Raw genomic sequence first — 12861 nt, 5'->3', positions numbered from 1 at the left:
GCACACCCTTACCGTTGCCGGCGGTAGGGGGGACCGCCCTGCTTCCCGGCAGGTGCCCCCCGGCCTCCTGGGCGCCGGAAGGATTAAAACTGCTGCGCCGGGCGGAATTATCGTCGTCCCCATCGGCAGCGGAGTGATGCTCAGCTTTCGACCTCTGTCAGCACCTCGTCCAGGTTGGCGCTCACCTCGTCGATGTTGTCTTTGGTGATCACCAGAGGGGGCTGGAAGGCCAGGACATTGCGGTACCGCCCGTTCTTCCCGATGAGAATGCCCCTGTTTTTCATCAGTTCCAGGATGCGGTCGGTTTCGGCTGCGGCCGGTTCCTTGCCGTTCTTGACGAGTTCCGCACCCTGCATCAGGCCGATGCCGCGCACATCCCCGATCAGGGGGTGTTTTTCCTTGAGCTCCAGCAGTTTTTCTCTGAGGTAGGCGCCCAGGGTGGCGGCGTTCTGGATCAACCCCTCTTTTTCGATAACCTCCAGAGTGGCCAGGCCTGCGGTCATGGAAACCGGGTTACCCCCCAGGGTGGAGGCGCCCGGCCTGGTGTAGCGGTCGGCGATCTCCGGGAGAGCCGTAAAGACTCCGATGGGAACACCGTTCCCCAGCGCCTTGGCCATGGTCATGATGTCGGGCACGACGCCGTAATGTTCTATGGCAAACCACTTTCCGGTACGCCCGAAGCCGGTCTGAACCTCGTCGATGATCAGGAGCGCCCCGTATTCTTTGAGGATCTCCCGGATTCGCGAGAAGTATTCGGGGGGTGGGGTGATGATTCCCCCGTTGCCCTGGATGGTCTCGGCAATCAGAGCGGCGACCTCCCCGGAGGTGGAGGATTCGATCACCTGGCGCACCTCTTCGGCACAGGCCAGGTCGCAGGACGGATACTCGAGCCTCCAGGGACAGCGGTAGCAGTAGGGGTTGGGAACGAAGGAGATCCCCCCCGCCGGCGCGGTATCCGTACGCCAGAAGCGGAGACCGGTAAGGCTCATCGTGAGGTAGGTGCGCCCGTAAAGTCCGTCCCGGAGCGCCAGGAATTCGTTCCTGCCGGTAGCGATTTTGGCAAGGAGGGCAGCGCCCTCGTTGGCTTCAGTGCCGCTGTTGCAGAAAAAGCTCTTTTTGAGCCCGCCGGGGGTGATTGCGGCCAGCTTCTCCGCAAGCTCGAGCATCGGCTGGGTGAGGTAGATGTTGCAGACGTGCTGGAGCTCTTTTACCTGCCGGCAGATGCGCTCCGTAATCACCGGATGACAGTGGCCGCAGTTGATCACGGAGACCCCGGCGAAGAAGTCCAGGTACCGCTTCCCGGTGTGGTCGAAAAGGTACTGCCCTTCCCCCTTCACTAGCTGCATGGGCTCCTGATAGAAGTGGTACAGGCAGGGGATGATGTATTCCTTTTTCTTCCTGATAATTTCCTGCGGCCCCCAAAACTTTTCCTTCATGATGTTTCCCCTCCTCTGGTTTTTATTAATTGTTCTGCTTTACACCCTGGGTGTAGGGCCCGGTGCCGAAGGGCCCTTTTCTAACGGCGAGAAGCTTCCGCCAGCACGATTCCTGGAAGGAGTAACCCTCGGGATCCTCCCAAAGCCGGTCGATTTCGGCCCGGTAGAGCCTGGTGACCGCCGCCGCTTCCTCCGGGAGGTAAAGGGGTATCTCCAGCCGGAGGCTGGCAAACCCCGCTCCGTAGAAGGAGCGAAGATAGGGCAGCAGTGCCAGTTCGTTGGCCAGGTAGATGTGATTGCGGCAGTCCTGGTCTACTTCCAGGGGATGTATTTGTCCGGCTGTATCCTTGAGCCCGTACCTTCTTCTCCGGCACTGCCCGCTGCAGATCTGGTGCCTGGTGCTATTATCCAGGAGGGCGGCGGGGAGGCAGTGGTCGGAAACCATTGCCGGAAGGTTTCCGTGGACGACGGCTTCTACCGGCAGCGCTCCTCCGGGCAGGGCAAGGATCTCTTCGTAACAAAACTCCAAAGGTGCGGTGAACTGGACGACCCGGTATTCTTGCAGGAGGGACGCCGCCTCCTGATTGGCGGTGTTGCAGGAGTAATCGGCATAGAGCGGGAGTGTGGTCAACCTGGAGGCTGCGAAAACCGTACCCAGGTTGGTGACGAGGATGCCGGCGGGGCCCCACTCCTGAATTTTTTCCAGCAGGATGATCGTTCGCTCCATTTCCCAGGGCATCGTGATGCGCGGCAGCCCGATGACGACTTTTTTGCCGAGCTCCCGGGCGCGGGAGATCACCTCCCGGTAGCCGTCCGTGCTCCAGGAAGCGTCCTGAGAGATGAAGGATTCCCCGGCGGTATAGAGGAGATCGGCGCCGCTTTCCAGGGCTGCCAGGGCGGCTCTGCTGCTGCCCGCCTTGACGGCGAGGGCGGGCTTGGTTGGGCTCACCGTTTTTTCCGGTGCGGGCAGGGGGGAGTCCTTAAGATTTTCCTCCCCGATGGTGGGCTCCTTGACCGCCTGGCTGAAGAAGCGCGGCTCCCTCTCACCGGTGTATCCGATTGAGGATGCTCCCGGATTGCCGAAGGCGAATAAGGGGCTGAAGTCGCGCACCCGCATCTTTTGGAGCTCGTCGAATTCATCCCAGTCGAAGCAGTATCCCGCGGGATCGGCGTAGTACCGGTCGAGGGCGCGCCGGTAAAAGCCGATGAGCGGCCCCAGGTAATCGGCGGTGCGCATCCTCCCTTCGATCTTGAGAGAGCAGATCCCCGAGGAAATCACCTCCGGGAGGAAGGGCAGCAGGCAGATGTCTTTGACGGCCAGGTAGTAGGGGCCGGGCGCCTGAACCGGAATTGTCTCCCCGGTTTCCCGATCCACCAGCTCGAAGGCCCAGCGGCAGGGCTTGAGGCAGCGGCCGCGATTGCTGCTCAACCCGAAGACCATCCCGCTGTGATAGCACTGACTGCTCTGGGAGAAGCACATGTCTCCGTGAGTGAAGTACTCCAGCTCCAGAGACGTTCTGGAGTGCAGCAGTTTAATGTCGCTGAGGCTCAGCTCCCGCCCCAGGATCACCCTGGTGATGCCGAGTTCTTCCAAAAGCTGCAGGCCCTCCAGGTTGTGGGCGTTCATCATGACGCTGGCGTGGATGGGTATGTTGAGGCCGAGCCTCCTGACGAGGCGGACGACCCCCAGATCCTGAACGATAATGCCGTCGGCGGCGATCTCCTGGAGAAAGCGGAGGTACGCTGGGAGATCTGCGACCTCGTCATTCGTGAGCAGGTTGTTGACGGTCACGTAGACCCGGACACCTCTCTCGTGGGAGTAAGCCACCGCGTCACGGAGCTCCTCCTCGGTAAAGTTGTAGTCCTTCCGGTGCAGGCGCATATTGTACTTTTTCCCACCCAGGTAGACGGCATCGGCGCCTGCGGCGATAACCGCCTCCAGTACATCCCACTTGCCCACGGGGGCCAGCAGCTCCACCCGGGGCAGTTTTTCTGTCTTTGACATCAGGCTTCTACTCCCTCTACAGAATCTTGGTTACCAGCAGATCCAGAACGGTGAAGAAAAGCAGGGTGACGCCGATGATCTGGTTGACGGTGTAGGCCGCCGTGGTCACCCTGTGCAGGTCGTCGGGTTTTACCATCAGGTGCTCCCAGCAGAGAAGCCCGGCCACTGCTGCCACCCCCAGGTAATAGATCGTTCCGGGAACGGCGTGCGGGGGGGCGGAGTAAGGGGGAACCAGGAGCAGAAAAAGGATTACTGCCAGATGCAGTAGTTTGGCGATACCCAGTGCCTTCGGTATCCCGAACCGGGCGGGAATGGAATAGAGCCCTACCCTCCTGTCGAATTCCACATCCTGGGTGGCGTAGATGATGTCAAACCCGGCAACCCAGCACGTCACTGCGGCGCTCAACAGCATGGGGGGGAGGGCGAACTTCCCGGTTACCGCCAGCCAGCTGGCGGTTGGGGCGATGCCGCAGGCAAAGCCCAGCACCAGATGGCAGGCTGAGGTGAACCTTTTGGTGTAGGAATAGATTACCAGAATAAAGAGCGCTACGGGGGCGAGCTTCAGACAGAGAGGATTTAGCTGCCAGGATGCCACCAGCAGCAGGATAAAGCCGACGATGCTCAGCGCCAGTACCTCACTTCCCGACACTATCCCCCGGGGCAGGTGCCTGTGGGCTGTTCTCTGGTTCCAGGCATCGTAGCGGGCGTCGATCAAGCGGTTGAGGGCGTTGGCGGCGTTGCGCGCCCCCACCAGGGCGACGAGAATCCAGAAAAAGACCCGGGCCGACGGGAGGCCGTTGGCGGCCAGCAGCATCCCGATCAGGCCGAAGGGAAGGGCGAAGAGGCTGTGGCTGAACATCACCAGGTCCCCGTATATTTTGAGCCTCGTCAATCCGGAGCGGATTTTCGATTCGAGCACCGCCATCGCCGTCACCCCTTTTGCCGGAATTCCCAAAGCCACATCATAAAAGTCTTCGCCGTCGAAGATGCTTTTCCTCCTCGGCCTCGGCAGCCGTTTTCTTCAAAATCCCCAATTGACGGCAGGGTGTAGCCGGGTAAAGGCCGCAGACTCAGATGGTCGGGATAAGGGTGAAGCACGGGCATTCTTTTTTAAGTGAATGATGGGTAGGGGGCGGAGGATGGGGGGCGGCAGCCGGAGGTTCAATGGGTTTAATGGGTATTTCTTCTGCATAAAGAAGGGGGGATATTCACACATTATATACTGGCAGCAGAGGCAAAGAGCGACAAAAACTTACCACCGATCGAGGTAGTAGGGGTGAAGACACCTCCGGGCTCAAGGGTTCCACAAAGTTACCTGAAGTCGTATCCCCTCCGGATGGCCTGAGAGGGGGAAGCCACGGATGGGCAGTCTGCAGGGATGTGGAGGTTTAAGCGGTGGTCGTTTAAGCCCGGCGGTTAAAAATCTTACCAGCAGAAAAGGGGGTATGGGAATGGATCTGAAAAAACCGCAGTACGCTTTGGCGATCGTGACGGCGGCGGCTCTTCTGTTTTCCACAATCCTGTATCTGGGGTTTTACCGGAACGGGAACTTCCCGCTGCAGGGATTGGAGAGGGAAAACAGGGCCGAGGCCAGCCCGGAATCCGGTGTCGATAATCTGGAACTGCTGGCCAGGGTCATTCAGGGTGAGGCGGGGGATGAGCCTTACCTGGGCAAGGTGGCCGTGGGAGCGGTGATGCTCAACAGGATGCGCAGCGCCAGCTTTCCGAACACCCTGTCCGGCGTGATTTTTGAGCCTTTTGCCTTCGAATCGGTTTCCAACGGCCTGATCTGGCAGGTTCCTCCTTCGGAGGAAGCGTATCGGGCGGCGAATGACGCCTTGAACGGGATGGACCCCACATACGGTGCCCTGTTCTTCTGGAACCCGTCCAAGCCGGTAAACCCCTGGGTCTGGACCAGGCAGATCGTCACTCAGATCGGGAATCACGTATTTGCCATTTAAAGTACAGGGAGGGATGGTAAGATGACCAGGCGTTTGACAGCGGCAATTGTGGCTCTGGCAGTACTCTGGGGAGTGACGGCTTTTTGGGGCGTTACTCAGGTGCAGGCGCGGCGCAGGGCGGAAACATTGCTGGTAAACAAGTACAACCGGGCCTTTTACGAATCGCTGCAGCGCAGCAAGAATGTGGAGGCTCTTCTCTCGAAGGGACTGGCCACAGCTTCACCGGAGCATATGGACACCCTGTTCTCCGACCTCTGGTACAATGCCAATGCCGCCCAGGAGAACCTGCTCCAGCTGCCGCTTTCTCATCAGGTTGTGGCCCGGACGGCCAAATTTTTAACGCAGGTCGGGGATTATGCCTATTCGATAACGAAGCGCGATCAGGGGGAAAAATTCAGCGAGCAGGATCGTCAGACCATGCGCCAGCTCTATGAAAGGGCGCGCTCGTTGAACCGCGAGCTGGCTACCGTGGAGCGCCAGGCCGCCGACGGGCGCTTCCGATGGACGGAGGTGCGGGAGGGGCTGGGCCGGGTATTTCCCAGGGGAACCCTGGCGACTGCAGACACCAGCTTCCGCAGGGTGGACAGCCAGCTGCAGGAGCTTCCGGTTCTGATTTATGACGGTCCCTTTTCCGACCACCTCGAACGGGCTGAGCCCCTCGGGCTGACGGGAGATACCGTGACCGAAGCCCAGGCCCGGAAGATTGCCAGGCGTTTTATTGACTTCAAGGGTGCCGAAGTTACCGGTGTCAAAAGCACCGGGACGGTAAAAGGGAAAATACCGGCCTACAGCTTTGAGTTCAGCACCGACGGGCGGCAGGAAAACGTGATCACCGCCAACGTTGCCAAAAAGGGAGGCCATGTGGTGTATTACATCAACCCCCGTTCGGTTGAATCTACTAAGATCGACGATCAGAAAGGACTGGCTCTGGCGCAGGAGTTCCTGAAGTCCCGGGGAATCGAGGACATGGTGCCCACCTACACCTTGAGGAGGCAGAATATCCTGACCGTTTCCTTTGCCTACCGGCAGGGGGATGTGATCGTCTATCCCGATCTGATCAAGGTGCAGGTGGCCCTGGACAACGGGCAGATCCTGGGTTACGATGCCCTTGGCTTTCTCATGTCCCACCACCGGCGCGACCTGCCCGAGCCGGCTCTGACGGCGGACGAAGCGCGCCAGAAGCTCAACCCGCAGCTCAAGGTGCTGGCGGAACGGATGGCCGTCGTCCCTACGTCCGGGAAGCATGAGGTGCTGACCTACGAATTCAAGGCGGAAATGGATGGTGAAACCTTCCTGGTTTATGTTAATGCACAAACCGGCCAGGAGGAGCACATCTTCAAGCTGCTGAAGACGCCAGCGGGGACGCTGGTGCTGTAGCCATCATTTGCAATCAGGGCTTGACAGATTTATCTTATGGATTATAATAATTTAAAAAATTTCATAGCAAATTTTTCAGGTGCCCTTAAAGGGAGAATAGGGAACCGGGTGAGATTCCCGGACGGACCCGCCACTGTAAGCAGATACAAACCCGGCGGAACCACTGGTATGGCCTACCATGCCGGGAAGGGCCGGGGGAGGTTAAGCTGCGAAGTCAGGAGACCTGCCTGAAAAATCTTAATCCTACCTCGAGGTGGGGTAGTGTTAAGCGGGATGATGGCAAAATCCACGCTGAAATCAGTGTGGATTTTTTATTTTAAGGTGAGCTTGCCCCAGTGGGGGAACTGTGGGTTGAGCTGCGCGTAAAAACAAAAGGAGGACGGTGGTTCTATGACTCTATTGGAAACTGCTTTGCAGGGCAGGATTACAGATGAGATGGAGCAGGTTGCTTTGCAGGAGGGGGTCGCCCCGGAATTTGTCAGGAAGGGGGTGGCCGAGGGGACAATTGTTATTCTTGGCGGCAACCGCAACCGGAATGTCCGGCCGGTGGGTGTAGGCAAGGGATTGAGGACCAAGGTGAGCGCTAGTATCGGCCTCTACGGTGAGGAGAGCAGCATTGACCTCGAGGTTGCAAAAATCCGTATTGCTGAAGAGGCCGGCACGGACACGATCATGGACTTGAGTGTAAGCGGTGATATCGACCAGATGCTTCAGAAAACTTTGGATGTTGCTTCAACTCCTGTGGGCACTCTTCCTCTTTACCAGGCCCTGGCGGAGGCCAGCAGAAAATTTGGGTCTTCGGTGCAGATGGATGTTGAGTTATTGTTTGAGGTAATTGAGCGTCATGCTGCTGCAGGTGTGGGTTTTCTCGCCCTGCACTGCGGTTTGACGATGGGTATTGTGGAGCGGGCCAAAAGGGCAGGAAGGCTGGATCCCCTGGTCAGCTACGGGGGGGCCCACCTCAGCGGCTGGATGGTGGCCAACAACAGGGAGAATCCTCTCTACGAAAATTTTGATCGGGTTCTGGATATTGCCAGAAAGTACGATGTTGTATTGAGTCTTGCGGATGGGATGAGGCCGGGATGTCTGGCAGACGCCATGGATGCCGCCCAGGTTGATGAGATGACGATTTTTGGGGAACTTGTCAGGAAGTCCCGGAATAACGGTGTTCAGGTAATGGTAAAAGGGCCAGGTCATCTACCTCTGCATAAAGTTAAGGAGACTGTGGTCTTGGAGAAGAACCTCTGTCACGGAGCGCCGTATTTTGTCTTCGGCCCACTGGTTACCGACATCGCCGTTGGCTACGACCAGATCAATGCGGCTATCGGCGGTGCTCTCAGTGCCTGGGCGAGGGCGGATTTCCTCTGTTATGTGACCTCTGCTGAGCATGTGGGGATTCCGGACCGGGAGCAAGTGCGGGAGGGCGTGATTGCTGCCAGGATAGCCGCCCACGCCGGAGATGTGGCCAAAGGGCTGCCGGGTGCCCGGGAATGGGATTTTCAGCTATCCATGGCGCGTAAGGATCTGGACTGGGAACGGCAAATGGAACTCGCCCTTGACCCTGAGCGTGCCAGAAAAGTGAAGAATGCCAGAAGGGGAAGGGGAGAATCCGGCTGTGCCATGTGTGGCAGGTACTGTGCGATGGAGATAGTTTCGAAATATTTGAGAACGAAAAGGCATGTTTGTTAAGGGAGGGGTAGTGATGACTCAGGTTCAGCACGCTCGTATGGGCAGGGTTACTCCGGAGATGGAGGCTGTTGCCGCTGCGGAAGGTCTCCCTGTGGAGGAAATTATGCAGGGGGTGGCCGAAGGAACGATTGTGATCCCCAAAAATATACGGCGTAAGAAGATCAGGTTATGCGGTATCGGCAAAGGGCTGCGTGTCAAAGTAAACGCTTTGATCGGCACTTCCACCGACTGGAATGACCCGGAGATGGAGTTGCGCAAGATCGCGGCTGCGGAGGCAGCCGGGTGTGATTCCTTCATGGATTTGAGCACAGGCGGGGATATCGACGCGATGAGAAAGAAAACACTCACCAATGCCGGTGTTCCGGTAGGGTGTGTGCCCATCTATCAGGCGGGTATAGAGGCCATCGAACGGCACGGTAGTGTTGTGGGCATGACCCCCGATGACATGTTTGCAGTTATTGAAAAACAAGCAGCAGATGGCATCGATTTTATGGCGGTGCACAGCGCTCTGAATTTTGAAATCCTGGAATGCCTTCAGCAGAACGGCAGGGTGACCGATATCGTCAGCAGGGGAGGCGCATTCCTGACCGGATGGATGCTTCATAATCAGAAGGAGAATCCCCTTTATGAACAGTTTGACAGGCTGCTGGAGATCCTGCTCAGATATGACGTGACCTTGAGCATCGGGGACGCCATCCGCCCCGGTTCTATTGCTGATTCCCTTGATGCCGCCCAGATGAAGGGATTAATTGTTGCCGGGGAACTGGTGGCCCGGGCACTGGAGGCGGGTGTCCAGGTGATGGTGGAAGGCCCCGGGCATGTGCCGCTTGACCATGTTGAGGCAACCATGAAGCTGCAGAAGAGTCTCTGCCATAATGTACCGTATTACATCCTAGGGACACTGGCTACCGATGTTGCCGCCGGTTATGACCATATTGCTGCTGCCATCGGCGGTGCCCTTGCCGGTATGGTTGGAGCTAATTTTCTCTGTTATGTAACCCCTGCTGAGCACCTTGGGCTGCCCACGGAGGAGGACGTGAGAGCAGGTGTGATCGCCACCAGGATAGCTGCTCACGCGGCCGACCTGGCAAATGGGAACAGGGCAGCCTGGGAGCGGGACCTGGAGATGGCCCGCGCCCGGGTGAGGGGTGATGTGGAGAAACAGATCAAACTGGCGATTGATCCGGAGACAGCCAGGACAGCCCTCGGTGGCGCCGATGGTGACTACCGGTGTGCTGCCTGCGGTGAAAACTGCGCCGCTTGTGTGGCTGCCGGTTTTTTTGGGATTTCTTGAGGTTCATACCTTAATAATTCGGTTTCGGGATGTTGTGGTAGTGGGATTGCGGCTTGAAGATGTGGCTGCAGGATTATTTCCGTCAGCCCGGAGTGGAGAAAGAAGTTCGCGATGAGCATTGTAGAGGGCGCCGCTGCAGTGATCGGGAAAATGATGACCTTTGAAGAATGCGGGGGTGTCAGGAACAAGTCGCTGGTGTAGCAGGTATGAAGCCCGGTCCTTTTGTCCATGATCCCCGGGCCACTTTCCCCCAGTATCTGGAGGACCTGGCCACCGCCTACTGGTATTCGGAGCTTCTCTTTACTGCTGTTGAAGTGGGTATCTTCACAATCCTGGCGGAAGGGGGCCTGACCGCTTCTGAACTGGCGTCCCGGCTGGGGATTGATCGCCTTGCGGCAAAGCGCTTCCTGAGAGCGGGATGGGCACAAGTGCACCATCCCGCTCGTGGTTTTGGAGAGCACTTTTTTGTGGTTGATTTATTGTCGAGTATGACAGAGAATCTTGCGGCCGGCTGTAATGTGGCATATCATAGAAAAGTCGAAGGGTTTAAACAGACGCATTTACGATGCGGTCCCGCGTGCAAGGGTTATGAACTGTGAATTGAAGGAGCAAGGGAGAAGATTCCGTTGAGGATCTGGATTCTGATGTTTTAATGTCAGACATGCTATTACCGATCGGTCCGGTGGATCGGTGATTATGCATCCCTGGTGTTCACTTGGAACCTTATTAAGGGTGTGAGCGGATGAATAAAACCTCATCTGGTTTGCTGACAAGACTGCGCTTTCTTTTAGCCCTTGCGGCTGGGCGTTTTGTCTCCTTCCTCTGCCGCCTTTGCGGCTGGCCGGGAACCTCCCTGCCGGGCGCAGTGGCCTTGAGATTCTTCCCGCATCTTGTTTCCTTCCTGGCCCCTGCTTACGAAAAGGTTATTGCTGTGACCGGCACCAACGGAAAGACCACGACGGCAAACCTCCTGGCCCACATCCTGCGTTCCTCGGGCCGTACAGCGGCGAATAATGCCGAGGGTGCCAATATGCTGCCCGGGGTGGCGACGGCCATGATCAGGGACTGCACCCTGGCCGGCAGGCCGCGCAGCAGGGTCGCCCTCCTGGAGGTGGATGAGGGGAGTGTGGGGAAGGTTTTTCCCGCCGCCGAACCGGATCTGGTGCTGGTTACCAACTACTTCCGGGACCAGCTCGACCGTTACGAGGAGCTGGAGCGCACCATTGCCCTCCTGCGCCGCACCCTGGACGGGCTCCCGCAGCCGTCCCTGCTCCTCAACGCCGACGATCCCCTGACGGCGGCTGTGGGGTATGGGCGGGAAAAGGTGAGCTATTACGGTATAGGCGCCGCTGACGCCCGGCTCACGGGCGCGTGGGAGGGAGTGTCTGGGGAGCTGGAGGAGGTCAAAGAGAGCGGCTACTGCCCCCGGTGTGGGGAAGCCCTTTCTTACCGCTGCTACTATTACGGGCAGCTCGGTGATTACTACTGCCCGCGGTGTGACTTCAGACGGCCGGAGCTGCGGTTCACCGCTGAAAGGGTGCGCTCTGATGAGTGTTTGACCTTTGATCTGGTGGCGCGCCCCGAAGACCTTGGCGGTGAGTATCCTGCCGGGGATGAAGCAGGAAGGGGAGGCCGCCGCACCCTCCAGGCTCCTCTCCGCGGCTTCTACAACACATACAACGTTCTGGCGGCGACGGCAGCGGCTCTGATGTGCGGGGTGTCGGTCGATGAAGTCAAAAGATCGCTCCTCGACTACAAGACTGCCACCGGCAGGATGGAGGAATTCATCTTTCGGGGGCGCCCCTGCGTCCTGGCTCTGATTAAAAACCCCACCGGAGCGAACGAGGTTTTGAAAACGATTCTGGGGACGGAAAAGAAAAAGGCGCTGGTGATCGCAGTCAATGACCTGGCGGCAGACGGGAGGGATGTCTCCTGGCTCTGGGATGCAGGTTTTGCCGTGCTCGGAGATCCCCGTATTAAGAAGATCGTTTGCTCCGGGCGCCGGGCGGGGGACATGGCCGTCTGCCTGAAGTATGCCGGGGTTCCTTTGGAGAGGCTCGTCATCGCTCCGGAGCCGCAGGAGAGCCTGCGGCTCCTCGGGGATCAGGATGCGGAAGAGCTTTACATCCTGGCGACGTATACCAGACTTTTCGACTATGCGCGGCTGCTGCGGCTGCTGGGAGAGGTGGTGGAAAAGGGTGCGCCTCAAGGTATGCCATCTTTACCCTGACCTTCTCAACCTCTACGGTGATCGGGGGAATGTGCTGATCATCTGCCGTCGTGCCGAATGGCGCGGTATCGATGTGGAGCTGGACCGGATTTCTCTAGGCGACCGCGTGAATTTCACGGATTACGACTTTGTTTTTCTGGGAGGAGGGGCCGACCAGGAGCAGGGGCTGGTGAGCAGGGATCTGAAAGAGAAGGGACCTCTGTTGCGGGAGGCCGTCGAGCAGGGCGTTGTTGTCTTGAGTATCTGCGGGGGCTACCAGCTTCTGGGGAGATATTACCGCGCCCGCGATGGCTCGCTGCTGCCCGGTGTGGGCCTCTTTGATGTTCATACCGAAGCCGGGGAGAAGCGGCTGCGGGGGAATATCCTCTTGGAGGTAGAGCCCGCTCTCCTGAAGGAGATGGAGCAGGTGGGCTGCCGCCCCCTGCCAACTCTCGTAGGGTTTGAAAACCACTCCGGGCGCACCTTCCTGGGGGAGGGCGCCAGTCCACTCGGCAGGGTCCTGAAAGGGAAAGGTAACAACGGGAAAGACCGCACAGAGGGAGCCTGTTACAGGAATGCTTTCGGCACTTACCTGCACGGCCCCCTTCTGTCGAAGAATCCCCACTTTGCCGACCTTTTAATTGCCAGGGCGCTCTCCCGCCGCTACGGTGAGGTGCGCCTGGAGCCGCTCGATGACGGTCTGGAGATCTACGCCCACGACGCAGTGAAAAAGCGCCTGCTTTAACACAGGCGCTTATTATTGTCCTCGGACTACTGTTTTAGAACCGATGTCTTGTAGAAACATCCGCGCTTAAGCGGCGGAAAGCAGTTCTCCGGCTAGGAGCGCCGTAGGCACTGAGATCTGCGCCGGGACGCTCAGCTGCAGGGGT

Annotated in this window: 10 protein-coding genes and 1 riboswitch; of the genes, 7 read left to right on the top strand and 3 right to left on the bottom strand. The window is 58.3% G+C overall.

All coding sequences use genetic code 11. The features are described from left to right. Window positions 1-140: 140 nt before the first annotated feature. From TPH_RS11090 to TPH_RS11080, 3 genes are read right to left on the bottom strand one after another with little or no spacing between them, the layout of a single operon-like run. Window positions 141-1436, bottom strand: a complete 1296-nt coding sequence (locus tag TPH_RS11090; RefSeq protein ID WP_015051295.1) for an aspartate aminotransferase family protein — start codon at window positions 1434-1436, stop codon at window positions 141-143. Window positions 1437-1461: 25 nt separating this feature from the next. Continuing rightward, window positions 1462-3441: a peptidase U32 family protein gene (locus TPH_RS11085; RefSeq protein WP_015051294.1), complete on the bottom strand. Its 1980-nt coding sequence runs from the start codon at window positions 3439-3441 to the stop codon at window positions 1462-1464. A 16-nt stretch (window positions 3442-3457) separates the two neighbouring features. Then, on the bottom strand, window positions 3458-4366 hold the full coding sequence (locus tag TPH_RS11080; RefSeq protein WP_015051293.1) for a UbiA-like polyprenyltransferase: 909 nt from the start codon (window positions 4364-4366) through the stop codon (window positions 3458-3460). Between the two features lie 436 nt (window positions 4367-4802). Here TPH_RS11080 and TPH_RS11075 point away from each other — a divergent pair, with 436 nt between their 5' ends. The 7 genes from TPH_RS11075 (at window position 4803) to TPH_RS11045 (ending at window position 12716) form a co-directional block, all read left to right on the top strand. After that, window positions 4803-5402: a cell wall hydrolase gene (locus TPH_RS11075; RefSeq protein ID WP_148275906.1), complete on the top strand. Its 600-nt coding sequence runs from the start codon at window positions 4803-4805 to the stop codon at window positions 5400-5402. Window positions 5403-5423: 21 nt separating this feature from the next. Then, window positions 5424-6779: a germination protein YpeB gene (gene ypeB / locus TPH_RS11070; protein WP_015051291.1), complete on the top strand. Its 1356-nt coding sequence runs from the start codon at window positions 5424-5426 to the stop codon at window positions 6777-6779. Between the two features lie 60 nt (window positions 6780-6839). Continuing rightward, a riboswitch (cobalamin riboswitch) is annotated at window positions 6840-7024 on the top strand. A 145-nt stretch (window positions 7025-7169) separates the two neighbouring features. After that, on the top strand, window positions 7170-8468 hold the full coding sequence (gene thiC / locus TPH_RS11065; protein WP_015051290.1) for a phosphomethylpyrimidine synthase ThiC: 1299 nt from the start codon (window positions 7170-7172) through the stop codon (window positions 8466-8468). A gap of 13 nt (window positions 8469-8481) precedes the next feature. Next, window positions 8482-9762 carry a B12 lower ligand biosynthesis ThiC-like protein BzaB gene (bzaB, locus tag TPH_RS11060; RefSeq protein WP_015051289.1) on the top strand — a complete coding sequence of 427 codons (1281 nt, stop codon included), beginning with the start codon at window positions 8482-8484 and terminating at the stop codon, window positions 9760-9762. 206 nt (window positions 9763-9968) lie between these two features. Further along, complete coding sequence (locus TPH_RS16315) at window positions 9969-10361, top strand: methyltransferase family protein (protein ID WP_028990840.1); 393 nt, start codon at window positions 9969-9971, stop codon at window positions 10359-10361. A 143-nt stretch (window positions 10362-10504) separates the two neighbouring features. Further along, entirely contained in the window at window positions 10505-11992 is a 1488-nt protein-coding gene (locus TPH_RS11050) for a MurT ligase domain-containing protein (RefSeq protein WP_015051287.1), read from the top strand. Then, window positions 11961-12716: a type 1 glutamine amidotransferase gene (locus tag TPH_RS11045; protein ID WP_015051286.1), complete on the top strand. Its 756-nt coding sequence runs from the start codon at window positions 11961-11963 to the stop codon at window positions 12714-12716. The genes TPH_RS11050 and TPH_RS11045 overlap by 32 nt, the downstream gene beginning before the upstream one ends. Window positions 12717-12861 lie beyond the last annotated feature (145 nt).

Source organism: Thermacetogenium phaeum DSM 12270 (assembly GCF_000305935.1).
Taxonomy (GTDB): domain Bacteria; phylum Bacillota; class DSM-12270; order Thermacetogeniales; family Thermacetogeniaceae; genus Thermacetogenium; species Thermacetogenium phaeum.
The sequence above is the reverse complement of the archived record's forward strand: the minus strand, read 5'-3'. Positions and strand labels throughout refer to the sequence as shown.

What these genes read in the sequence shown, in the direction of transcription:
- TPH_RS11050 (WP_015051287.1), top strand. Translation starts at nt 10,505, where the DNA reads ATGAATAAAACCTCATCTGGTTTGCTGACAAGACTGCGCTTTCTTTTA.
- TPH_RS11075 (WP_148275906.1), top strand. Translation starts at nt 4,803, where the DNA reads ATGGGCAGTCTGCAGGGATGTGGAGGTTTAAGCGGTGGTCGTTTAAGC.
- TPH_RS11080 (WP_015051293.1), bottom strand. Translation starts at nt 4,366, where the DNA reads ATGGCGGTGCTCGAATCGAAAATCCGCTCCGGATTGACGAGGCTCAAA.
- TPH_RS11090 (WP_015051295.1), bottom strand. Translation starts at nt 1,436, where the DNA reads ATGAAGGAAAAGTTTTGGGGGCCGCAGGAAATTATCAGGAAGAAAAAG.
- bzaB (WP_015051289.1), top strand. Translation starts at nt 8,482, where the DNA reads ATGACTCAGGTTCAGCACGCTCGTATGGGCAGGGTTACTCCGGAGATG.
- TPH_RS16315 (WP_028990840.1), top strand. Translation starts at nt 9,969, where the DNA reads ATGAAGCCCGGTCCTTTTGTCCATGATCCCCGGGCCACTTTCCCCCAG.
- ypeB (WP_015051291.1), top strand. Translation starts at nt 5,424, where the DNA reads ATGACCAGGCGTTTGACAGCGGCAATTGTGGCTCTGGCAGTACTCTGG.
- thiC (WP_015051290.1), top strand. Translation starts at nt 7,170, where the DNA reads ATGACTCTATTGGAAACTGCTTTGCAGGGCAGGATTACAGATGAGATG.
- TPH_RS11085 (WP_015051294.1), bottom strand. Translation starts at nt 3,441, where the DNA reads ATGTCAAAGACAGAAAAACTGCCCCGGGTGGAGCTGCTGGCCCCCGTG.